Source organism: Staphylococcus sp. McC-251-APC-3A2, from assembly GCF_009695665.1.
Classification (GTDB): Bacteria; Bacillota; Bacilli; order Staphylococcales; family Staphylococcaceae; genus Staphylococcus; species Staphylococcus cohnii.
The window spans coordinates 14,702-37,719 of sequence record NZ_VUNO01000006.1 but is presented as its reverse complement, the minus strand read 5'-3'; the positions used below and the strand labels follow the sequence as shown (position 1 = coordinate 37,719).

At 32.4% G+C, this 23,018-nt stretch carries 27 protein-coding genes, 1 pseudogene and 1 riboswitch; of the genes and pseudogenes, 23 read left to right on the top strand and 5 right to left on the bottom strand.

All coding sequences use genetic code 11. The features are described 5' to 3' along the window. Positions 1-78 precede the first annotated feature (78 nt). The 12 genes from FYJ81_RS11305 to fabZ all read left to right on the top strand — a co-directional run bounded on the left by FYJ81_RS11305 (position 79) and on the right by fabZ (position 9,389). Positions 79-429, top strand: a complete 351-nt coding sequence (locus FYJ81_RS11305; RefSeq protein WP_107384852.1) for an ATP synthase subunit I — start codon at positions 79-81, stop codon at positions 427-429. A gap of 27 nt (positions 430-456) precedes the next feature. Then, entirely contained in the window at positions 457-1,179 is a 723-nt protein-coding gene (gene atpB / locus FYJ81_RS11300; protein WP_154409662.1) for a F0F1 ATP synthase subunit A, read from the top strand. A gap of 38 nt (positions 1,180-1,217) precedes the next feature. Continuing rightward, positions 1,218-1,424, top strand: a complete 207-nt coding sequence (gene atpE / locus FYJ81_RS11295; RefSeq protein ID WP_002482721.1) for a F0F1 ATP synthase subunit C — start codon at positions 1,218-1,220, stop codon at positions 1,422-1,424. Positions 1,425-1,521: 97 nt separating this feature from the next. Continuing rightward, a complete protein-coding gene (locus tag FYJ81_RS11290) occupies positions 1,522-2,049 on the top strand; it encodes a F0F1 ATP synthase subunit B (protein WP_107384851.1) in 528 nt (175 codons plus the stop codon). Beyond that, positions 2,049-2,588 carry a F0F1 ATP synthase subunit delta gene (locus FYJ81_RS11285; protein ID WP_154409660.1) on the top strand — a complete coding sequence of 180 codons (540 nt, stop codon included), beginning with the start codon at positions 2,049-2,051 and terminating at the stop codon, positions 2,586-2,588. The genes FYJ81_RS11290 and FYJ81_RS11285 overlap by 1 nt, the downstream gene beginning before the upstream one ends. Positions 2,589-2,608: 20 nt before the next feature. Beyond that, positions 2,609-4,123 carry a F0F1 ATP synthase subunit alpha gene (gene atpA / locus FYJ81_RS11280; RefSeq protein WP_107384839.1) on the top strand — a complete coding sequence of 505 codons (1,515 nt, stop codon included), beginning with the start codon at positions 2,609-2,611 and terminating at the stop codon, positions 4,121-4,123. Between the two features lie 30 nt (positions 4,124-4,153). Further along, positions 4,154-5,020 (top strand): ATP synthase F1 subunit gamma, encoded by an 867-nt coding sequence (gene atpG / locus FYJ81_RS11275; RefSeq protein WP_154409659.1) that lies wholly within the window; start codon positions 4,154-4,156, stop codon positions 5,018-5,020. 21 nt (positions 5,021-5,041) lie between these two features. Next, the gene (atpD, locus tag FYJ81_RS11270; protein ID WP_107384837.1) at positions 5,042-6,454 is read left to right on the top strand and encodes a F0F1 ATP synthase subunit beta; all 1,413 of its coding nucleotides are present in this window, start codon (positions 5,042-5,044) and stop codon (positions 6,452-6,454) included. Between the two features lie 18 nt (positions 6,455-6,472). Next, a complete protein-coding gene (locus FYJ81_RS11265; RefSeq protein ID WP_019468303.1) occupies positions 6,473-6,877 on the top strand; it encodes a F0F1 ATP synthase subunit epsilon in 405 nt (134 codons plus the stop codon). A 415-nt stretch (positions 6,878-7,292) separates the two neighbouring features. After that, on the top strand, positions 7,293-7,526 hold the full coding sequence (locus FYJ81_RS11260) for a DUF1146 family protein (RefSeq protein ID WP_019468304.1): 234 nt from the start codon (positions 7,293-7,295) through the stop codon (positions 7,524-7,526). Positions 7,527-7,627: 101 nt separating this feature from the next. Continuing rightward, positions 7,628-8,893, top strand: a complete 1,266-nt coding sequence (murA, locus tag FYJ81_RS11255) for a UDP-N-acetylglucosamine 1-carboxyvinyltransferase (RefSeq protein ID WP_107385330.1) — start codon at positions 7,628-7,630, stop codon at positions 8,891-8,893. A gap of 58 nt (positions 8,894-8,951) precedes the next feature. Continuing rightward, positions 8,952-9,389: a 3-hydroxyacyl-ACP dehydratase FabZ gene (gene fabZ / locus FYJ81_RS11250; protein WP_046207765.1), complete on the top strand. Its 438-nt coding sequence runs from the start codon at positions 8,952-8,954 to the stop codon at positions 9,387-9,389. A 51-nt stretch (positions 9,390-9,440) separates the two neighbouring features. Here fabZ and FYJ81_RS11245 read toward each other — a convergent pair whose 3' ends face one another. Further along, the gene (locus FYJ81_RS11245) at positions 9,441-9,881 is read right to left on the bottom strand and encodes a YwpF-like family protein (RefSeq protein WP_019468307.1); all 441 of its coding nucleotides are present in this window, start codon (positions 9,879-9,881) and stop codon (positions 9,441-9,443) included. Between the two features lie 189 nt (positions 9,882-10,070). Between FYJ81_RS11245 and FYJ81_RS11240 the strand changes: the two genes are divergently transcribed. From FYJ81_RS11240 to yidC, 7 genes are all read left to right on the top strand, one after another. Next, on the top strand, positions 10,071-10,490 hold the full coding sequence (locus FYJ81_RS11240) for a single-stranded DNA-binding protein (RefSeq protein WP_107386673.1): 420 nt from the start codon (positions 10,071-10,073) through the stop codon (positions 10,488-10,490). 444 nt (positions 10,491-10,934) lie between these two features. Then, the gene (locus FYJ81_RS11235; protein WP_107385184.1) at positions 10,935-11,636 is read left to right on the top strand and encodes a transglycosylase family protein; all 702 of its coding nucleotides are present in this window, start codon (positions 10,935-10,937) and stop codon (positions 11,634-11,636) included. A gap of 291 nt (positions 11,637-11,927) precedes the next feature. After that, positions 11,928-12,025, top strand: a riboswitch (TPP riboswitch). A gap of 80 nt (positions 12,026-12,105) precedes the next feature. Further along, positions 12,106-12,795 (top strand): thiaminase II, encoded by a 690-nt coding sequence (gene tenA, locus FYJ81_RS11230; protein WP_107385185.1) that lies wholly within the window; start codon positions 12,106-12,108, stop codon positions 12,793-12,795. Then, complete coding sequence (gene thiD, locus FYJ81_RS11225; RefSeq protein WP_154409658.1) at positions 12,788-13,609, top strand: bifunctional hydroxymethylpyrimidine kinase/phosphomethylpyrimidine kinase; 822 nt, start codon at positions 12,788-12,790, stop codon at positions 13,607-13,609. Before tenA ends, thiD begins: the two co-directional genes overlap by 8 nt. After that, positions 13,602-14,381, top strand: coding sequence for a hydroxyethylthiazole kinase (gene thiM, locus FYJ81_RS11220; RefSeq protein ID WP_192943025.1), 780 nt, complete (start codon positions 13,602-13,604; stop codon positions 14,379-14,381). Before thiD ends, thiM begins: the two co-directional genes overlap by 8 nt. 2 nt (positions 14,382-14,383) lie before the next feature. After that, a complete protein-coding gene (gene thiE / locus FYJ81_RS11215; RefSeq protein WP_154409657.1) occupies positions 14,384-15,022 on the top strand; it encodes a thiamine phosphate synthase in 639 nt (212 codons plus the stop codon). 85 nt (positions 15,023-15,107) lie between these two features. After that, the gene (gene yidC, locus FYJ81_RS11210) at positions 15,108-15,977 is read left to right on the top strand and encodes a membrane protein insertase YidC (RefSeq protein WP_107385189.1); all 870 of its coding nucleotides are present in this window, start codon (positions 15,108-15,110) and stop codon (positions 15,975-15,977) included. Positions 15,978-16,128: 151 nt separating this feature from the next. Here the strand turns inward: yidC and FYJ81_RS13195 are convergent. The 3 genes and pseudogenes from FYJ81_RS13195 to cls form a co-directional block, all read right to left on the bottom strand. Next, positions 16,129-16,330, bottom strand: a pseudogene (locus FYJ81_RS13195) (IS5/IS1182 family transposase); the annotation flags it as partial. A gap of 277 nt (positions 16,331-16,607) precedes the next feature. Continuing rightward, positions 16,608-17,252 (bottom strand): HD domain-containing protein, encoded by a 645-nt coding sequence (locus FYJ81_RS11200; protein ID WP_107385191.1) that lies wholly within the window; start codon positions 17,250-17,252, stop codon positions 16,608-16,610. A 273-nt stretch (positions 17,253-17,525) separates the two neighbouring features. Continuing rightward, complete coding sequence (cls, locus tag FYJ81_RS11195; protein WP_107384550.1) at positions 17,526-19,010, bottom strand: cardiolipin synthase; 1,485 nt, start codon at positions 19,008-19,010, stop codon at positions 17,526-17,528. Between the two features lie 141 nt (positions 19,011-19,151). Between cls and csoR the strand changes: the two genes are divergently transcribed. From csoR to FYJ81_RS11180, 3 genes are all read left to right on the top strand, one after another. Beyond that, a complete protein-coding gene (gene csoR / locus FYJ81_RS11190) occupies positions 19,152-19,445 on the top strand; it encodes a copper-sensing transcriptional repressor CsoR (protein ID WP_107384549.1) in 294 nt (97 codons plus the stop codon). A gap of 14 nt (positions 19,446-19,459) precedes the next feature. Then, positions 19,460-19,666 (top strand): putative copper chaperone CsoZ, encoded by a 207-nt coding sequence (csoZ, locus tag FYJ81_RS11185; RefSeq protein WP_107384548.1) that lies wholly within the window; start codon positions 19,460-19,462, stop codon positions 19,664-19,666. A 257-nt stretch (positions 19,667-19,923) separates the two neighbouring features. Then, the gene (locus FYJ81_RS11180; RefSeq protein ID WP_002482742.1) at positions 19,924-20,064 is read left to right on the top strand and encodes an Lmo0850 family protein; all 141 of its coding nucleotides are present in this window, start codon (positions 19,924-19,926) and stop codon (positions 20,062-20,064) included. Between the two features lie 436 nt (positions 20,065-20,500). On the opposite strand, the gene FYJ81_RS11175 is transcribed toward FYJ81_RS11180, so the two are convergent. Continuing rightward, on the bottom strand, positions 20,501-21,688 hold the full coding sequence (locus tag FYJ81_RS11175) for an FtsW/RodA/SpoVE family cell cycle protein (RefSeq protein WP_107384547.1): 1,188 nt from the start codon (positions 21,686-21,688) through the stop codon (positions 20,501-20,503). A gap of 259 nt (positions 21,689-21,947) precedes the next feature. Here FYJ81_RS11175 and FYJ81_RS11170 point away from each other — a divergent pair, with 259 nt between their 5' ends. Continuing rightward, positions 21,948-23,018 carry a D-alanine--D-alanine ligase gene (locus FYJ81_RS11170; RefSeq protein WP_107384546.1) on the top strand — a complete coding sequence of 357 codons (1,071 nt, stop codon included), beginning with the start codon at positions 21,948-21,950 and terminating at the stop codon, positions 23,016-23,018.

The window sequence follows — 23,018 nt, the reverse complement described above, 5'->3', positions numbered from 1 at the left end:
GTATCCTATATTATTATTAAAATTGTATGATTGGAATGGTTTTCATATATGAAAGATAAGGTGAAGCGAGGCACTGAAATGAAACGTTTCAACATCATTTTTAATCAGTACATACAATACTATTTATATTGTATTATTGTACTTGTAATTGTGTTTATTTTCACATACTCTGCATTTATATTAGGTCTTATAATTGGTATGATCGGATCGCTAATCAATACTTTTACTTTTGAATATTATTTGGCGAAAGCAAAAGAAAAGGATAACATACATATTTCAACGGGCAACATTTGGAGATATTTGATAGTGATATTAGCTTGTACGACATGGTATTTTTATAAGGACTATATAAACATTTTTGGAGTAGTTGTTGGTTTAATGATTTCTTATGTTTTAATTGTTTTCAAACCATTTTTACACAAGAAATAAAATTTATAATGAAAGAGGTGAGAAAGCATGGATCATAAAGACCCTCTAGTCAGTTGGAATGTGTTCGGTCTAGACATCGTGTTTAATCTATCATCGATTATGATGATGTTGATTACGGCGTTTATTGTTTTTGTAATAGCTATTATTTGTACACGTAACCTCAAGAAACGTCCAACAGGCAAACAAAACTTTATCGAGTGGGTTTTTGATTTCGTAAGAGGGATTATTGAAAGTAACATGGCTTGGTCAAAAGGTAGTCAGTTCCATTTCTTAGCCGTTACATTAATCTTTTTCATATTTGTTAGTAATATGCTTGGATTACCGTTCCAATTAATTTCGGGACACACCCTGTGGTGGAAATCTCCCACAGCCGATCCAACTGTGACACTAACATTATCAACTCTGATAATACTATTAACACATTATTATGGAGTTAAAATGGTTGGAACTAAAGGATATTTCCAAAATTATACAAAGCCAATATTCCTATTGCCCATCAATGTATTTGAAGAATTCACTTCAACATTGACGCTAGGATTACGACTTTACGGAAATATTTTTGCAGGTGAATTATTGCTAGGATTATTGGCAGGTTTAGTATTCGACTTCCCAGCATGGGGTTGGCTAATCGGATTACCTGGCCTAATTGTATGGCAAGGATTCTCAATTTTTATCGGTACGATTCAGGCATATATATTTGTAATGCTTTCGATGGTATATATGTCACACAAAGTACAAAAGAGTCATTAAATTAAAAAATAAAAAGAACAAATTAGGAGGATTTTTAAATGAATTTAATCGCAGCAGCAATCGCAATCGGCTTATCAGCACTTGGTGCAGGTATTGGTAATGGTCTTATCGTTTCAAGAACAGTAGAAGGTGTCGCCCGTCAACCAGAAGCACGTGGTCAATTAATGGGTATTATGTTCATCGGTATCGGTTTAGTTGAGGCGTTACCAATTATAGGTGTAGTTATCGCTTTCATGTCACTATAAGTAAACTAGTCTTTATGGCGAAGTCTTCTGGGCTCTCGCCGTTCGTTTTTATCAAAATACCTTATGATTATACTGGATGAAAGGAGTGTCTATGAAAGTGACTGCTACGACTAATATGTTCGTTCTAGGTGCGGCTAGTGGCGGCGGTGTACAATGGGGAACAATCATTGTTACGATTGCTACATTTGCCATTTTACTTTTACTATTGAAAAAGTTTGCTTGGGGCCCACTTAAAGAAGTGATGGACAAACGTGAACACGATATTAATAAAGATATCGACGATGCTGAACAAGCTAAATTAAATGCTCAAAAACTAGAAGCACAAAACAAACAAACACTAAAAGAAACACAAGAAGAGGTTCATAAAATTTTAGAAGAGTCTAAAATACAAGCCCGTAAACAGCACGAAGAAATCATTCACGAAGCCAACATTAGAGCCAATGGTATGATTGAAACAGCACAAAATGAAATAAACAGTGAAAAAGAACGTGCACTTGCGGATATTAACAATCAGGTTTCTGAACTTTCAGTACTTATTGCTTCAAAAGTACTTCAAAAAGAAATTTCAGAAAAAGATCAAAAAGAATTAGTTGAAAAGTACATTAAAGAGGCAGGCGATAAATAATGGCTAATGTAGCAAAAAAATATGCAAAAGCGTTATTTGATACTGCTAAAGAAAAAGCGTTACTCGATCAAATGTATGAAGAATTTTCAACAATTGACGAAGCAGTACAACCTGAAGTTGGAAAATTAAAAGAATTAGACACAGATCCGCAAAAAGATGTAACACAACGTCAACGTTTTGTTGCTATTATTTTTGGACATGCAAATCAATATTTACAGAATATGTTTATGGTGCTTGCAAGTAATCGCCACCTTACATATACTCATGAAATATTTTTAGCTTTTGAAACCTTATATAATGAATATCATAATCAAGACTTTGCAGTTATTGAATCAGTTTATAAACTATCTGAGGATGAAATAGAAAGTATTGATTCAATTATAAAATCACGTACAAAACTTTCAAAACTAATGATAACAAATGAAATAAATCCAGATCTTATCGGTGGTATCCGAGTTAAAGTCGGTACGAAAGTGATGGATGCAAGTATTAAAAATGATCTTGCCAAACTTGAAAAGCAATTTATTAGAGTGAAATAAAAATTGAAGGAGTGACATAGATGGCCATTAAAGCTGAAGAAATCAGTGCATTACTTCGCTCACAAATAGAAAATTATGAGTCAGAAATGGCTGTTACTGATGTAGGTACAGTTCTGCAAATTGGTGATGGTATCGCTTTAATCCACGGATTAAATGACGTTATGGCTGGTGAGCTTATTGAATTTAATAACGGCGTTCTAGGTTTAGCACAAAACTTAGAAGAATCCAATGTCGGTGTAGTAATTTTAGGCCCTTACGCGGATATAAAAGAGGGAGACGAAGTAAAACGAACTGGACGTATCATGGAAGTTCCAGTTGGTGAGGAGTTACTTGGTCGTGTCGTTAACCCATTAGGACAAGCAATTGATGGTCAAGGACCAATCAATACTACAAAAACACGTCCTGTAGAGAAGAAAGCAACTGGTGTAATGGATCGTAAATCTGTAGATGAACCATTACAAACAGGTATCAAAGCAATTGATGCACTTGTACCAATTGGTCGTGGGCAGCGTGAATTAATTATCGGTGACCGTCAAACAGGTAAAACAACGGTTGCCATTGATACAATTTTGAACCAAAGAGATCAAGATACAATTTGTATATACGTTGCTATCGGACAAAAAGACTCAACGGTTCGAGCAAATGTTGAAAAATTACGTCAAGAAGGTGCATTAGATTATACAATTGTTGTTTCTGCTTCAGCAGCAGATCCAGCACCTATGCTTTATATCTCGCCATATTCTGGTGTAGCAATGGCTGAAGAATTCATGTTTGCTGGCAAAGATGTTTTAATCGTTTATGATGATTTAACAAAACAAGCTGCAGCTTACCGTGAATTATCACTATTATTACGTAGACCTCCAGGTCGTGAAGCTTATCCTGGTGACGTATTCTACTTACATAGTAGATTATTAGAGAGAGCAGCTAAATTAAATGATGATTTAGGTGGCGGTTCAATCACAGCGTTACCTATTATTGAGACACAAGCAGGCGATATTGCTGCTTATGTTCCTACAAACGTAATTTCTATTACAGATGGACAAATATTCTTGCAATCTGACTTATTCTTCTCTGGTGTTAGACCAGCGATTAATGCAGGACAATCAGTATCACGTGTTGGTGGTTCTGCACAAATTAAAGCGATGAAAAAAGTTGCCGGAACTTTACGTCTAGATTTAGCATCATATCGTGAATTAGAATCATTCGCGCAATTTGGGTCTGATTTAGATGAATTTACTGCTAAAAAATTAGAACGTGGTAAACGTACAGTTGAAATATTAAAACAAGATAAAAACAAACCACTACCTGTAGAAAATCAAGTTTTAATTATTTATGCTTTAACAAAAGGACATTTAGATGATATCCCAGTAGTTGATATTACGCGTTTTGAAGACGAGTTGAATCAATGGGCTAAATCGAATGCATCTGATTTATTAAATGAAATCAAAACGACGGGTGCTTTACCTAATGATGAATCATTTGAATCAGCAATCAATGAATTCAAGAAGAGTTTTAGCAAATCAGAGGAAGCATAATAGTTAATGTAGATAAAAGGTGGTGAGATAATGGCATCTCTTAAAGAAATCGATACACGAATAAAATCAACAAAAAAGATGAAACAGATTACGAAAGCAATGAACATGGTTTCTAGTTCGAAATTGCGTCGTGCTGAAAAAAACACGAATCAATTCAGACCATATATGGCTAAAATTCAAGATGCAATTACAGCCGTTGCTGGTGCGGACAAAAATTCACATCATCCAATGTTACAACAGCGAGAAGTGAAGAAAAGTGGTTATATCGTAATTACTAGTGACCAAGGCCTTGCAGGTGCATACAATGCAAATGTATTGAAACATCTGATGAAAGATATTGAACGAAAACATAGTAGTAGTGATGAATATTCCATCTTAGTTTTAGGTCAAACAGGTGTTGATTTTCTTAAAAATAAAGGATATGAGATTCATGATTCTTTAACAGAAGTTCCTGATCAACCTTCATTTAAAGAGATACAAGCAATTGCTAAAAAAGCGATAGATTTGTATAACGACGAGATTGTGGATGAGGTAAAAATTTATTACAGTCACTTCGTAAGTGTTTTAGAAAACACACCTTCGATGAAAACTGTGCTTCCATTGTCTCCTGAAGATTCAAGCTTAGGACATGGTCAAATGTCTTCATATGAATTTGAACCAGACAAAGAAGCAATATTAAGTGTTATTTTACCTCAATATGTTGAAAGTTTAATATATGGAACGATTTTAGATGCAAAAGCAAGTGAACATGCTACACGTATGACGGCTATGAAAAATGCATCTGATAATGCGACAGATATCATTGATGATTTATCTATCGAGTATAACAGAGCGAGACAAGCAGCAATCACTCAACAAATTACTGAAATCGTTGGTGGCGCAGTTGCACTTGAATAATGATTAAAGGAGGAAAATAGCATGGGATTAGGCCGTGTAACACAAGTTATGGGTCCAGTAATTGATGTTCGCTTTGAGCACAATGAAGTTCCAGAAATTAATAATGCCTTAGTTCTCGATATAGAAAGAGAAGAAGGTAATGTTGAATTAACGTTAGAAGTTGCATTACAACTTGGCGATGACGTAGTACGAACAATCGCAATGGATTCAACTGATGGTGTTAAACGTGGTACAGAAGTTAGAGATAGCGGAAATAGTATTAGCGTACCAGTTGGTAATGAAACATTAGGTAGAGTATTTAATGTATTAGGTGATACGATAGATTTAGATGAAAACATAGATGACTCAGTGCGTCGTGATCCAATTCATAGAGAAGCACCTGCATTTGATCAGTTATCTACTAAAGTTGAAATTTTAGAAACAGGTATCAAAGTCATTGATTTATTAGCACCATATATTAAAGGTGGTAAAGTTGGATTATTCGGTGGTGCCGGTGTTGGTAAAACCGTATTAATTCAAGAATTAATCAATAATATCGCTCAAGAGCACGGCGGTATATCAGTATTTGCTGGTGTAGGTGAACGTACTCGTGAAGGTAATGACCTATATTTTGAAATGAGTGATAGTGGTGTTATTAAAAAGACAGCAATGGTATTTGGACAAATGAACGAACCACCTGGTGCGCGTATGCGAGTAGCACTTTCTGGTTTAACTATGGCTGAATATTTCCGTGATGAACAAGGACAAGATGTTCTATTATTCATAGATAACATCTTTAGATTTACACAAGCTGGTTCAGAAGTTTCTGCGTTATTAGGTCGTATGCCTTCAGCTGTTGGTTACCAGCCAACGTTAGCAACTGAAATGGGACAATTACAAGAACGTATTACTTCTACAACTAAAGGTTCTGTAACATCAATTCAAGCGGTATTCGTACCAGCCGATGATTATACTGACCCAGCACCAGCTGCAGTATTTGCCCACTTAGATTCAACTACAAACTTAGAACGTAAATTAACTGAAATGGGTATTTATCCTGCAGTTGATCCTTTAGCATCTACTTCTAGAGCGCTTGACCCATCAATTGTTGGCCAAGAACATTATGAAGTAGCACGTGAAGTACAATCTACTTTACAAAAATATAGAGAGTTACAAGATATTATAGCTATTTTAGGTATGGATGAACTTTCTGAAGAAGATAAACAAACTGTAGAACGCGCACGTCGTATTCAGTTCTTCTTATCACAAAACTTCCACGTTGCTGAACAATTTACTGGCCAAAAAGGATCTTATGTGTCTGTTCAAAAAACAGTAGAAGGCTTCAAAGCAATATTAAATGGTGATTACGATCATATTCCAGAAGACGCATTCCGTCTAGTTGGAAGTATGGATGAAGTAATTGAAAAAGCTAAAGATATGGGTGTTGAAGTTTAAAATTAGGAGGTATGGATAATGAATACATTAAGCCTAAATATTGTCACTCCTAATGGTTCTGTTTACGACCGAGAAGATGTCACTCTTGCAGTATTACAAACTACTGCTGGAGAAATCGGTGTCATGTATGGACATATTCCAACAGTTGCAGCACTTGAAATTGGCTATGCCAAAATTAATTTTGACGGTGGTTCAGAATATATTGCAGTGAGTGAAGGTTTTGTTGAAGTAAGACAAGATAAATTATCAATCATTGTTCAAACTGCAGAGCCTGCGAATGAAATTGATGTCGCTAGAGCAGAATTAGCAAAATCAAGAGCAGAATCTCATTTAAACAATGAAGAAGATAGCAGTGACATAAATAGAGCCAAACGCGCATTAGATCGTGCTAATAACCGTCTTCGTGTCGCTCAATTACAATAATGAATATAAGATATTCTATTATGTTTATCAAAAAAGTCGACAAAGTATAAAACTTTGTCGACTTTTTTCTATTTTTTGATTAAGACATGTTAAAATCAAAATTTTAGCGTATGATTATCAATGACATATTGATTTAAGTAATAGCTTGTATTTACTATATTAAAATATTTTTATGAAGACTTACATTTACATATGATTTTTCATAATCATTTATAAAGGAAGAAAATAATTGATAAATGACTAAAATAATTAAAAGTATTTAATTTTAATTGTTATGCATATATGTCATATATAATGGGAAAATAATACTAAATTGACGCTTTATTATTTAAATGTCAGTTATCTCATTATTAAGTATCTTTTGCATAGTGTTTCGTGTAAAATATATAAATAGTGTTTAGCAAGGAGAATAATTATGGAATATTTGGGACAGTTTTCAATTGTACATCTCATCTTACATGTCCTTTGTATTTGCATTGCCTATTGGGCATTGAATGCAGTGAGATTGGAACAATTTTTTAAAAAAGGTTTTCCAGTACAAGTTCAAATTTGTATGATATTTTTAGCAATATTAATCGGGACTTCAGTCAGCAATTTTATTGTAGATTTGTTACAATTTTCTACACAAATAAAATATTTGGCACAATAATTCAAATAATTGTATATTACGCATGATTATCGATATAATTTAGTAGTAAGTTTGATTGAAAATTAAAGGCAATTTATAAGTAGTTAAGTGGAGGATTTAAGATGGATAAGATAGAAATTAATGGTGGTAAAAAATTAACTGGTGAAGTGAAAGTTTCAGGTGCAAAAAATGCAGTATTACCAGTATTGACAGCATCACTATTAGCATCAAAAGGCGTGAGCAAGTTAAAAAATGTACCAGCACTTAGTGACGTAGAAACAATTAATAATGTAATATCAACATTAAATGCTGATGTTTCTTATAATAAAGAGCAAGAAGAAGTTACAGTAGATGCAACAAAACAATTAAATGAAGAAGCACCATATGAATATGTAAGTAAGATGAGAGCAAGTATTCTTGTTATGGGCCCATTATTGGCACGATTAGGTCATGCCAAAGTGGCTTTACCTGGTGGTTGCGCTATTGGTTCTAGACCGATTGAACAGCATATTAAAGGTTTTGAAGAGCTTGGTGCAGAAATCCATATGGATGGTGGTTTTATATACGCAAACACAACTAATGGATTGAAAGGTACAACGATTCACTTAGATTTTCCTAGCGTAGGTGCGACACAAAATATTATAATGGCAGCTTCTTTAGCTGATGGTAAAACTGTTTTAGAAAACGTCGCACGAGAACCAGAAATCGTTGATTTGGCTAATTATATCAATGAAATGGGTGGAAATGTATTAGGAGCCGGTACGGACACGATCACGATTGAAGGCGTTGAAGCTTTATATGGCGTTGAGCATTCAATTATACCTGATAGAATAGAAGCAGGTACATTATTAATTGCCGGTGCAATTACAAGAGGAAATGTTTTAGTAAACGGTGCAATCAAAGAACATATGACGAGCTTAGTTTATAAACTAGAAGAAATGGGAGTTAATCTAGAATATTTTGATGATGCAATTCGTGTAAGTGCCGAAAACGAATTGAAACCAATAGATATCAAAACTCTTCCGCATCCTGGTTTCCCTACAGATATGCAATCACAAATGATGGCGTTATTATTAACTGCAAAAGGGCACAAAGTAGTAACTGAAACTGTGTTTGAAAATAGATTTATGCATGTCGGTGAATTTAAAAGAATGAATGCTAAAATTACTGTAGAAGGTAGAAGTGCAAAAATTGAAGGTAAAAGTGAACTTCAAGGTGCTCAAGTTAAAGCAACAGATTTACGTGCTGCAGCAGCACTAATTTTAGCAGGCCTAGTGGCTGAAGGTACAACATATGTTACTGAATTAAAACACTTAGACAGAGGATATGTTGATTTACATGGTAAATTGAAAGCATTAGGTGCTGATATCAAAAGAACACAAGATTAATGTTATAATATATTAATAAATTGGAAATAGATAGAAGTATAGTTGGAGGAAGCAAATTATGGAAACAATTTTTGACTACAACCAAATAAAAGAGATTATTCCACATAGGCAACCATTTTTATTAATTGATCGTGTCGTAGAATACGATGAAGGTCAACGATGTGTGGCCATTAAGCAAGTTTCAGGTAATGAACCATTCTTTCAAGGTCATTTTCCAGAATATGCTGTAATGCCTGGTGTATTAATTACTGAAGCTTTAGCCCAAACAGGTGCAGTTGCTATGTTAAATAGTGAAGCAAATAAAGGTAAACTTGCACTATTTGCTGGTATCGATAAATGTCGTTTTAAAAAACAAGTAACCCCAGGAGATACTTTGCGCTTAGAAGTTGAAATAACGAAGCTCAGAGGTCCTATAGGTAAGGGTAGTGCTAAAGCAACAGTTGATGGACAATTAGCATGTAGTTGTGAGTTAACATTTGCTTTGCAAGATAAATAGTATATAAAAATAGTGTTACAGACTGTTTTCAACAGAATGTAACACTATTTTTTATTTATCAATTTTTTCATCTTTAAGTCTTGGTTTAGATTGCATCAATCTATTAAATGATTTCTTCAAGTCGTCGCCAGTTAAACCTTCATCTATTAATTGTTCTAATAAACTTTCAGCGTAAACTTGTCTCAATGTGTAAATATGACATTCACAAACAACAGAAATTGTATCTTCTAATTGAATGATATGTTTAATGGTCGCATCAAACAAAGCTGGATCGTTAGCAGGTCTAGTGATAACGACACGTATGTCTAGTAATGTCTCGTTTTCCATATATGCTTTCATAGTTTCATAGTGATAATCTGATATGACGATTTCAAGCAACCAGCCAGTGCCACTGTTTTCCTTATTGATAATGACACCATCTTCTAATTCGTACTCAGTCACGCCACCATTCTCTGATACGATTTGAAATCGAACGGCTTTAAATGTTTTCATCGTCTCACATCCATTTAATTAATTTAAACTCTACAAAAAATGCATTTATATTATTATTATAACGTAATTTTCTATGAGAAAGGTGAAAAAAGTAGAAATAAGTATTCGATTACTATTTTAAATTTTAAAAAATGTGTTTTGACGGAATCATGTGAATTTTTTATGATTAGCTTATAAAGGAGGTGACATATGATTAACAGTATTGTCATTGTAGGGAGACTAACAAAAGACCCTAAAATTTATGATAAGGAGGGAAATAAACTAGCTACATTTTGCGTAGCTGTTTCAAGAAATTATAAAGATAAAAATCAAAAAGATATTTGTGATTATTTATTCTGTAAAGCATTCGGAAAAATTGCTAATAATGTCGAAAAATATATCAATCAAGGCTCATTAGTTGGTATAACTGGACAAATGCAATCGAGAAAATTTGAAAAAGAAGGACAGATGCATTTTGTATCAGAAGTTTTTATTGAAACTATTAAATTTATGTCCCCACGCTCTAAAAATGAAGATGAAGCACTTTTTGACCCACTTCCAATAGTCCCAAATCAAGAACTTATTAATAAATTTCATTTAGAGGAAAACGATATTTATGAAATTGTATAAAGTTTCAGGCATTTCCAACTCCCCATTAATTTAACCCATCAAATCTAATATACATTTAATCCTACTATTGAATTATACTTCTATCAGGCTATTCCTATTAACTCAAAAATGATTCAATAGGAATAGCTAATATACATACTTATATAGCAAACATATCCATTATAAAAAAGCCAAAATTCATACTAATATAATACAGAATAATCAGATAAATTACAATATCATTACACAACATACTTTTTATTATTACTAGTATAAACTTTCATAGCAGTTTTTAAAGTGAAAAGTTATGCTTTTATACTATTTTGAAAATGTAATACCCGTGTAAAGAAAAGGTGTACTTTTTTATTTGGCTGTAACCTGCTACTGTTTTTTAGATGTTATAGTTGTACTTGCAAATTAATCATAACGAAAAAATTATTTACCTTATAGGAGGAATTTTTAAAAATGAAAAAAACAGTATTAGCTTCAACATTAGCAGTAGGCTTAGGCGTAACAGGATTCGCAGCAGGAAACTCAGCAGACGCAGCTGAACAAGGTGTTGACAAAGCAGAATTAGCAAACTTAGCACAATCTAATCCAGAACAATTAAATGCATCACCTGTACAAGAGGGTGCATATAACTATAATTTTAATTTCAATGGTACAAACTATAATTTTGAATCAGATGGCCAAACATGGTCATGGAGTTTTGGTGGAGGTTCTAGTGAAGATGTTTCATCAGAACAAACAACTTCTGTTGAACAACCTCAACAAACACAAACTGAACAACCAGCACAAGAAGCACAAACTGAGCAACCAGCTCAACAAGCTGCTCCACAAACTGAACAAACACAACAACCACAACAAGAAGCAACTACAAAAGCTTCAACTCAATCATCAAGTTCAAATGAAGCTTCAAATAGTTCATCAGGTGTGAATGCACACTTACAACAAATCGCGCAACGTGAATCAGGTGGCGATATTCATGCTACAAATCCATCATCAGGTGCTTCAGGTAAGTTCCAATTCTTACAAAGTACATGGGATTCAGTAGCTCCAGCTGAATATCAAGGTCAACCAGCAGCTAACGCACCAGAATCAGTTCAAGATGCTGCAGCTCAAAAATTATATGACGAAGTTGGCGCTTCACAATGGGTTACTGCATAATATAACAATAATGTAATATATTATTATACAAAGCTAAGACAATTTAATTGTCTTAGCTTTTTTTATTATATAGGAAATAGTGCAGGTAAACTTAGAGACTAACTCATTTTTTCTATCTTAAATATCGGAAGTATATAAGTGGTAATATAATCATATTTCTGTATAAATGTTTGGAGAAAATTCATACCATGAATACTCTTTTGTTAAATATTTTTTAAATGGTCATAGTTGATATAACTCATTTTATTGCAATAGGTGGTATACTTTGATATGTTTTATATAAATACATTATAAAACTACTAGGGGAGCCTTATGGCTGAGATGAGAAATTCAGACCCTTATAACCTGATTTGGTTAAGACCAACGTAGGAAAGTAGCGTTCATTAATATTTGGAAAATTGCTCTAATATATTTATTAATAAACTACATTCCTACGGGGATGTAGTTTTTTTAATTAGGAGGGCTAAATTTGTTGTTTTCACAGGAATTAAAAGAAGCTTCAAAACCAATTATTGAGGATATTTATAATGATTCGTTTATTCAAGAAATGTTACACGGTACGATTTCTAACGAAGCTTTGAAATTTTACTTAAGAGCAGATGCTTCGTATTTAAAAGAATTTGCAAATATATATGCATTGCTAATACCAAAAATGAATAGATTGGAAGAAGTCCAATTTTTAGTAGAACAAATTCAATTTATAGTTGATGGTGAAGTAGAAGCACATGAAATATTAGCGGCATACGTACAAGAAAACTATGATGAAATCGTCCAAGAAAAAGTTTGGCCACCAAGTGGAGACCATTATATCAAACATATGTATTTCAATGCTTATTCAAAAGAAAATGCAGCATATACAATTGCAGCAATGGCACCATGTCCGTATGTGTATCAGGTGATTGCTAAAGAAGCATTGAAAGATAATGAATTAAATAAAGACTCAATTTTATCAAAATGGTTTGAATTTTATAGCACAGAAATGGATGAATTAGTAAATATCTTCGATGGTTTAATGGACCGGTTAACTCAAAATATTTCTGTTGAAGAAAAAGAGGCAATAAAATCTTGTTTCTTACAAAGTACGATACATGAACGAAATTTCTTTAATATGGCTTATATACAAGAAAATTGGTTATATGGAGGTCAAACAAATGAATAAACCTAAAATAGCATTAACGATTGCAGGAACAGACCCTACAGGTGGCGCAGGTGTCATGGCAGATTTGAAATCATTTCATGCATGTGGTGTATATGGTATGGCAGCAATAACTAGTATTATGGCACAAAATACAAAAGGCGTACAGCACATTCATAATCTAGATTCAACATGGTTAGAAGAGGAAATGGAAAGTGTATTTTCCGATGAACTGCCACATGCTTTGAAAACTGGTATGATTGCATCAAAAGAAATGATGGAGATTATTCAAACATATTTAAAAAAATATGATGATATTCCTTATGTAATTGATCCGGTTATGTTAGCGAAAAGTGGTGATTCACTAATGGATGATGATGCCAAAGCTAACTTACAAAATATTTTATTGCCTTATGCTACAATAGCGACACCTAATTTACCAGAAGCTGAGGAAATTACTGGCATTACTATTAATGATCAACAATCTATTTATCAAGCTGGCAATATATTTATCAATGAAATTGGTAGCAAAGGTGTAGTTATAAAAGGTGGGCATTCAAATGATGAAAATAAATCTATAGATTATTTATTTACGCAAGATGATGTGTATACTTTTGAAGAACCAAGATATGATACCAAACATACACATGGTACTGGATGTACTTTTTCAGCCGTTATTACCGCAGAGTTAGCTAAAGGGAAATCTACGTTTGATGCAGTTCAAAAAGCAAAAAAATTTATTTCTCTTAGTATTAAACATACACCTGAAATTGGTTTTGGTAGAGGACCAGTAAACCATTTTGCATATATGAAGGAAGTTGGTTTAGATGATGAATAATTTGGAAAAATTAAGAGCGGATCAACCGCTTGTAATATGTTATACGAACGATGTAGTGAAAAATTTTACTGCGAATGGTTTGTTAAGTCTTGGTGCTAGTCCAGCAATGAGTGAGGCACCTGAAGAAGCATATGATATGCTGACAGCTGCAAAAGCATTGTTAATAAATATCGGTACGTTAACAAAAGAAAGAGAACAAGATATTTTTAAAATCGCAAAAACAGCGAATCAACTTGGCAAACCGATTATATTTGATCCTGTTGCTGTAGGTGCTTCACAATATCGCAAAGATTTTTGTAAAAGATTTCTGAATGAAATAAAAGTTACTGTTATTAAAGGTAATGCTTCTGAAATTTTAACGTTAATTAACAGTGATACAAAAATGAAAGGAACTGATAGTGATAATAGTTTAGATTCAGTATCGATTGCAAATGAAGCATATGAACATTTTAATACGTCGATTGTTATCACTGGCAAAGAGGATGTCATTGCTCAAAATGAACGCATATTTAAACTATCTAACGGATCTTCATTGTTGGCAAAAATAACTGGTGCTGGTTGTTTATTAGGAGCTATAGTTGCAAGTTTTGTTGAATTAGAAGATCCATCTATAAATGCATTAATAGAAGCGGTATCTATATATAATATCGCTGCTGAACAAGCTGAACAAATTTCAGCAGGACCTGGTACTTTTAAAGTGGAGTTATTAAATGCATTATACAACATTACTTTTGAAACATATCTACAATATCATAATAAGCAAGAGGTGTAACTATGTTTAATAAAGAGTATTTAAAGCTATATTTTATTTGTGGAACGCAAGATATACCAAAGAACAAATCAATCATAGATGTTGTGACTGAAGCTTTAGAATCTGGGATTACAATGTTTCAATTTCGAGAAAAAGGAGAGGGCTCATTAACTGGAAATGCCAAAATAGAGCTTGCACAAAAGTTATTCTCTTTATGTAAAAGTTACAGTGTTCCTTTTATTGTTAATGATGATGTAGACTTAGCAAATGTTATAGATGCAGATGGAATACATGTAGGACAAAATGATGCAAATGTTGATGTATTCGCTAGTGCATTTACCGATAAAATAATAGGACTTAGTGTAAGTGATTTAGAAGAATATCAAGCATCTGACTTATCCAACGTTGATTATATCGGTGTTGGACCGATGTATCATACTGGATCGAAATCAGATGCTAAAGCTCCAGTAGGGCCGGAAATGATTCAAACATTAAGAACTAAAGTTCAAGGTTTTCCAATCGTTGCAATTGGAGGTATTCATACAAAAAATGCTGAAATAATTATGAATCATGGTGCAGATGGATTATCAATCATTTCAGCCATCGTGAAAAGTTCAAATATCCCAGAAACTGTACAACAATTTTTACAAACTGTTGAATAATGCGGAAAATTTCTTTTTTGTTTTCTACTTTCCTTTGAGTATGATAAAATAAATTTTATGTGAATATATCATTAGAGGTGGAAAAATGAAAAAGAAAGCGCTACTACCTTTATTATTAGGTGTAATGGTCTTATTAGCAGGCTGTGACTATTCTAAACCTGAAAATAGAGATGGATTTTTCTTTAATACGTTTGTAGAACCGATGGACAAATTAATTCATTGGTTGGGAACAAGTTTTAACAATGATTATGGTTTAGCAATAGTAGTACTTGTATTGGCAATACGTGTTGTATTATTGCCTTTCATGTTATCAAACTATAAAAATAGTCATATGATGCGAGAAAAGATGAAGGTTGCAAAACCAGATATCGATGCAGTTCAAGAAAAAGTTAAGCGTTCAAGAACGCAAGAAGAAAAAATGGCTGCAAACCAAGAAATGATGGAAGTATATAAAAAATACGATATGAATCCAATGAAGAGCATGTTAGGTTGTTTACCAATCTTAATTCAAATGCCAATCATTATGGGCTTATTCTTCGTATTAAAATACCCTTCAAGTGGTGGATTTACTGAACACCCAAATTTCTTATGGTTCAATTTGTCACAACCTGATATTTGGATTACAATTATCGCTGGTATTTTATACTTCTTACAAGCATATGTATCAAGTAAGAGTATGCCGAATGAACAACGTCAAATGGGATATATGATGATGATTATTTCTCCAATTATGATTGTTTGGATTTCTTTAAGTTCTGCGTCTGCATTAGGTCTTTATTGGTCAGTCAGTGCGGCATTCTTGATTGTACAAACTCAAGTTGCCAACATGTATTATTCTAACCTTGCTAAAAAGGAAGTTGCTCCAATGATTGAAGCAATGAAGAATAATGATTCTGATAAACCTAGCAAAGGCAAGAATACACAAGTAGCTCCTAAGAAATCTAAAAAGAAATAGTGCGTCATATCATTAATTAAAATGACAAACCTGGTACATAATAAATAGCAGGTATAAAGCATAAGAAGCGTCTGAGACATAAAGTTCTTGGATAAGTAAAAAAGGCAATTTCTATTGAAATAATATAGAAATTGCCTTTTTCATTTTATATTTGATTTTGTGACAACCACATCATTCGGATACGATTATAAAGTAGTTTTTCTATTTTACTACCAGAGCATACGGATTGTGAGTAAATATATAGAATGATTTTTAATATCATTTTGATATGATGTAACACTACAATGATGTTTGCATTCATCAAGTACATTTTTAGGGATTGTTTCAAAGATTTCATTAACATGTCGTGATAAATACATATAAATACGACGTATTTTGGCGGAACGCTTGAGGGAATAGGACAAGCTGAAGACTACTGGCTGAATCTGTTCCCTCAGATAGCAAGCCAACAATACGGAGTATGGAATAAAAAGAAGCACTTAGATGAATTAAAAAAATCATCTGAGTGCTATTTTTCTGGAATTTATGTCCCAATATTTTCTGTTTATTTTAAATAAATGTAATTTAATTTCGATAGTTAATAAACCATCAAATTTTAAAAGTCAATCTGTAACTACCATTATTAAAATTTTAAAAATACCATTCTTTAAAAAAAGTATCTACATAATTTTTCATATATTCATGGCGTTGTTGTGCCAAATTTTTTGCAGTTTTAGTATGCATAAGAGATTTAAGTTTAAATAATTTTTCATAAAAGTGTTTAATTGCAGAAGGCTCCCAATCAAAATATGGTTGATTAGATTCATCTATGTTATAGGATTGATGCTCAATCCACATAGGTTCACCGAAATAACCTGCAAATTGAAACGTGCGTGCTATACCAATTGCACCAATAGCATCTAAACGATCTGCATCACGAACTATTTGTCCTTCAATTGACAATTGAATATGATCATTCTTACCATTTTTATAACTTATATGTTCAATGATATGTAATATATTTTGTTGTAACGTATAATCAAGTTCCAAATGATTAAGAAATTGTACTAATTTTATTTTTGCTTCTTTGGTATTGGTAAGTTTTTCGTCTATGGTGTCATGTAAAATACTTGCTAATTGAATGGTGAGTAAATGACCTTGTTGTTCATTCATAGCAATATATTTTGCTAATCTTGTAACACGTTTTACATGTGCAACATCATGTCCAGTTGTATCATCACAGTGAAAAGATGTCATATAGTCTTGTGCTTTAGAGATTATGTCATTATCTGTCATATAAAATTGCCTCCATTTTGAGAAAATTAAATTAGTAAATAAAATTTGAGGTTAAAATATTTTTGAAAAATATTTTAATATGTTCAAGTAGTGAGAAAAAATCAATATTTTTAAGATTTTCTAAGATAAAACGCCGTATAGCTAAATAAGAATGACTCAAAAGTATGTATATACTTTAAAAATTCATATATAAAGAAACATATTTTAGACACGTACAATTACTAAGATTAAAAATGTCCGAGACATATGATAAGCCTCGGACTACTAATTATTCTATAAAATAGGGGATAATAATCTTGAGATGCCTTCTTTAAATTTGACCCATAAACTTCTCTGTTCATATAATGCTTTCGTTAGTCTATAAGAAACGTTTAAATCATTTTCAAAAGCCACTCTTAAAGCTTTAGCTATATGTGTGTCATAGATAAATGCATTTATCTCAAAGTTTAATGTGAAGCTACGGTGATCCATATTTGTTGTACCAACACTGGCAACTTCATCGTCAATCACAAGAGTTTTAGAATGTAAGAACCCGTTATTGTAGTGGAAAATATTCACACCAGCATCTAATAAAGAAGCAACGTTATTGTATGTTGCCCAATAAACAAAAGGATGGTCCGGTTTATTGGGTATCATGATATTAACATTCACGCCACCTAATGACGCAATTTTAACAGCGTCTAGAAATGCTTGGTCGGGTATAAAATATGGCGATTGTATATAAATAGAATGCTTTGCAGAAGCAATCATTTTTAAATAACCGTATTTTATCTGTTCCCACGTTTCATCAGGACCACTTGAAGCAATTTGTACACCGGTTGTGCCACCTGAATCTACATCTGGGAAATAGCGTTCTTCATATTTTAAGTTATCACGTGTTGAGTGTGAGTTCCAGTCTAGCATAAAGCGTAGTTGTAAAGCGTTAACAGCATCACCAACAATACGGAGATGTGTATCTCTCCAATAGCCAAACTTTTTCTTAAGTCCCAAATATTCGTCACCGACGTTAAAACCACCTACGTAACCGATATGTCCATCGATAACAACAATTTTTCTATGATTACGGTTGTTCATTCTCAAATTGATTAATGGTAATTTAGAAGGGAAGAATGCTTCTACGAGTCCACCTTTTTTTCTAAAAGCTTTAAAGTCTTTAATTGATAAACCTCTAGAGCCCATATCATCATAAAGCATTTTCACTTCGACACCTTCATTAAGCTTATGTTCTAATGCTGTCAATATTCGTTTTCCTAATTGATCATTACGGAAAATATAGTATTGAATATGTATATAATCTTTGGCATTATATATATCTTCAATGAGTGAATCAAATTTTTCTTTTCCATCTACAAAAATGGTTATATCATTATCAGTAGTTAAGAAAGCCGCATTATTATACAATAACATTTGCACCATATCTTTAAATTTCACGATCTGATGATTGCCTTTAGAAAAGTCGTCATTTTTCAAGGCTTCTAGTTGTTCATTTACAATCATTTCAATGCCGACTTTATCTTCTTCATCTAAACTAAAGATATGTTCTCGTTGGATTTGGCGACCAAAAAGTAAATATACGATAAAACCTAAAATAGGTATAAGACCCAAAACCAATATCCATGCCCAAACAGAACCTGCAGATCGTCGCTCCATAAAGATAATTGTAAATGCAAAGATTAGGTTTAATATAAATGCGCCAATCAGAATGACATTAATGATGACGTTCGTATGGTTGTACGTTATAGCAAAAATATCTATCATATTAAACCTCCAAATTGCTATTCAATTAATTTACAATTGATAAATTCTTAATCATTGTAACATGGTACCACGTTTTTATCACTTGACTAATACCTGACAGGGGTATATTATAAAAACTATATTAAGAGGAGGCGTTGAACCATGGCCGAATTGCAAAAAGCGCATCATTCTGAACAAATTAAATCAAATTTAAAATCTCGTTTGAACCGCATTGAAGGACAAGTGAGAGCAATCAATCGTATGGTAGATGAAGATGTATATTGTGATGATGTACTTACACAAATAAGAGCAACAAGATCAGCACTTAACAGTGTTGCTACGAAACTGTTGGATCATCATATGAAAAGTTGTATCATGGATAAAGTAAATCAAGGTGAACAACAAGAAGCGATGGATGAGTTATTAGTGACTTTTCAAAAGTTAATGAAAGACTAGATCAGGTGACGTTAATGGAATCACAAATTATTTATTTAAGTAAAATAAACCATAAACAAGATAAGCTTCAAATAGAAAATAAATTATCACAAATCATCGGTGTGAACCATGTCTTAGTTGATATTGAAAAAGCTCAAGTGTTTATAGAATTTGAAACACCAGCGAGTTTAAACAATTTAGAAAAAGACATATATGATTTAGGATTTGAAATTTTATATTAAGTTTGCCAATGCTATTGAAATGTTATCTTACGCATATCATGTCATATAAGATTGGTATGAAATTATCAATAAACTCGCACTAACTTATATTCTATTTTTGAATTTTAATAGTTAAAATAATTATTAAGTGAAAATTTTAAAACTACGTAATAAAACAAAAATTATTTTATAAAAATAAAGAAAATTTCAATAACATGTAGTAATTTGTAAATAAATAGGGTAAAATAGAATAGAAGCTAGAAGTTAGGAGTGATGATATGAGTAAAGATAACGAAAAGATTCAAAATGTAGTTAAACTATTATCATCATTAGGGGTAAACATAAAGAAAACTAAATCAAGATTAGAAGTCATGCATACTTTACCAACGACTGTGAAAGCCGCTAACGAATTGAAATAGTGAGTTACCCGTACTAAGAATAAAGCATATATGCAAAATTTAAGAGGCTGAGACAAATTTATTGTCTCAGCCTCTTATTGTTATATTGACAGCCAGTCTTAAATGGTTGGACAGAAGCAATCATTTTAAATAAATTAGATTGCTTCATAGCTCATTTAGTGCGTGTGATTGAATGGTAAGTTCAAATTCATAAATAAAAGCGTTGGAAACATCTTGATCTATCTTTTATCAATTGATTTATTCAACAAAATAAACACCACCACTGTTTAATTTATATATATTATAATATTTTTCGTATAATATTGGCAGTGATTTGAGCCGACTCCTGCGGAATCGCACTAGCCGAAGACTACAGGCTAAGGCAGTGCCCGCGGAAAGCGTGTACAAAAAACTGCCGACAAAGTCGGAGACTTTGTCGACAGTTTGAGATAAGTATTTATTTGTTTTGTGTTGTATATTGTCTAGATTGGTGGTAATAAATTGATAATATAACACCTATACCACACATTAAACTCCATAATGAGCTACCACCATAACTAATAAATGGTAATGGTATACCAGTAATTGGTAATAGTTGAATAGTCATACCAATATTTTCTAAGATATGGAATAGTATCATAGTCGTAAATCCAATGATGAAAATTTTACTAAATGGTAATTCTATTTTAGTAGCAAGTCGTACTAGATGAAAAATAAACGCTAGAAAAATCAATATCAAAATGACAGATCCTATAAAACCAAATTCTTCCCCGATAACCGAGAAAATAAAATCAGTGTGATTTTCTGGAATATAAACTTCACCTTGATTGAATCCCTTTCCAAATAATTGACCAGATCCAATCGCTTTAAGTGACTCAGTTAAATGAAATCCATCCCCACTACTATAAGTATAAGGATCGAGCCAAGAATTGATACGGCTTAATTGATAAGGTTGAATGCCGAAACTATTTTCTAAAATAGAAGGTTTATAAATTATTGATAATATTACTGTCGACGCGATAACGACTGCACCTATTAATAAAGGGGCTAGTATTTTCCACGTTATTCCACTGATTATCATAACCCCGATAATAATCGCAAAAATAACTAGTGTCGTACCTAAATCATTTTGCAATAATATAAGTACCATTGGTATAAAGGCTATACCGATAATTTTAAAGAATAATTTAAAATCAGTTTCTAAAGATTTGTTAAAAGTAAATTGATTATGTTTTGTTACAATTTTAGCTAATGCTAAAATCATAACTATTTTCATAAATTCAGATGGTTGGACACTGATTGGACCAAATGTATACCAACTTTTTGCTCCATTAATAATCGGTGTGATGGGAGTTTCTGGAATAATCAGTAATAATAACAATGAGAAACAAAGTATAATATAAAGTAAATATGTATATTTCATAAGTTTTTTAGGTGAAATTAACATTATTAACAGTGCGATGATTGCTCCAAAAACATAATATAATATCTGACGTATACTAAAGTTAGCGCTATATTGGCCTCCACCCATAGCAGAACTAATTAATGTAATACTAATGATAGCGAATAATGCGATGAAGCCAACTAAAATCCAGTCTATTTTTCGGATCCAATGATTATTTTTTGATTGACGTGAAGTATTCATTTCTTACTCCTTTGGAAAACTATTATTTCAATAATATGTAGTATATATAGATTTTACCGAACTTTATACGATTTTGCTAGAAGTAGGGTATGTAAAACTTAAATAATTATTATGCGAGTATTTAAAGTTTTCACTTTAAATACTTAAAAAACTTCAATATACTAATAAAAAACAATGATTTTACTACTACATAACAAATGCAAAATGCTAATAAATCGTGATATGATGTAGTTTAAGAATTCTATATGGAGGCTAAAATATGGCTAAAGAAAATGTTTGTATCGTATATGGAGGTAAAAGTGCTGAACATGATGTTTCAATATTAACAGCACAAAATGTCTTAAATGCGATTGATAAAGAAAAATATCAAGTGGACATTATTTACATAACAAACGATGGTGATTGGAAAAAGAAAGAAAATATCGTAGATCCTATAGATGACATAGATACGTTACGATTAGCAGAAGTTCCTGCTGGAGAAATTTCCAAATTATTGAATGAAGGAAGCCTAGGCACAGCATATAGTGCAGTTTTCCCATTATTACATGGACCGAATGGTGAAGATGGGACAATTCAAGGTTTATTTGAAGTATTAGATATACCATATGTTGGTAATGGTGTGTTAGCAGCCTCAAGTTCAATGGATAAGCTTGTGATGAAACAACTATTTGCACATAGAGGATTACCTCAGTTACCCTATGTAAGTTTCTTAAGAAGCGAATATCAAAAATATGAAAACAATATTCTTAAATTAGTACATGATAAGTTAGAATACCCTGTATTTGTGAAACCTGCGAATTTAGGCTCAAGCGTAGGTATTAGTAAGTGTAACGATGAGGAAGAATTAAAAAGAGGTATAGAAGAAGCATTTCAATTCGATCGTAAATTAGTGATTGAGCAAGGCATCGATGCTAGAGAAATTGAAGTTGCTGTCTTAGGTAATGATTATCCTGAAACGACATGGCCTGGCGAGGTAGTTAAAGATGTTGCCTTTTATGATTATAAAGCTAAATATAAAGATGGGAAAATCAAATTAGATATTCCAGCTGACTTAAATGATGAAGTGAAAATGACTTTAAGAAATATGGCTGTAGAAGCTTTTAAAGCAACAGATTGTTCAGGATTATTACGTGCAGATTTCTTTGTAACTGAAGATAATCAAATTTTTATTAATGAAACAAATGCAATGCCTGGTTTCACTGCTTATAGTATGTATCCAAGTTTGTGGGAAAATATGGGTGTCAGCTATGCAGAACTCATAAGTAAATTAATTGAATTAGCAAAAGAAAAACACGAAGATAAAAAGAAAAATAAATACAAAATTGACTGA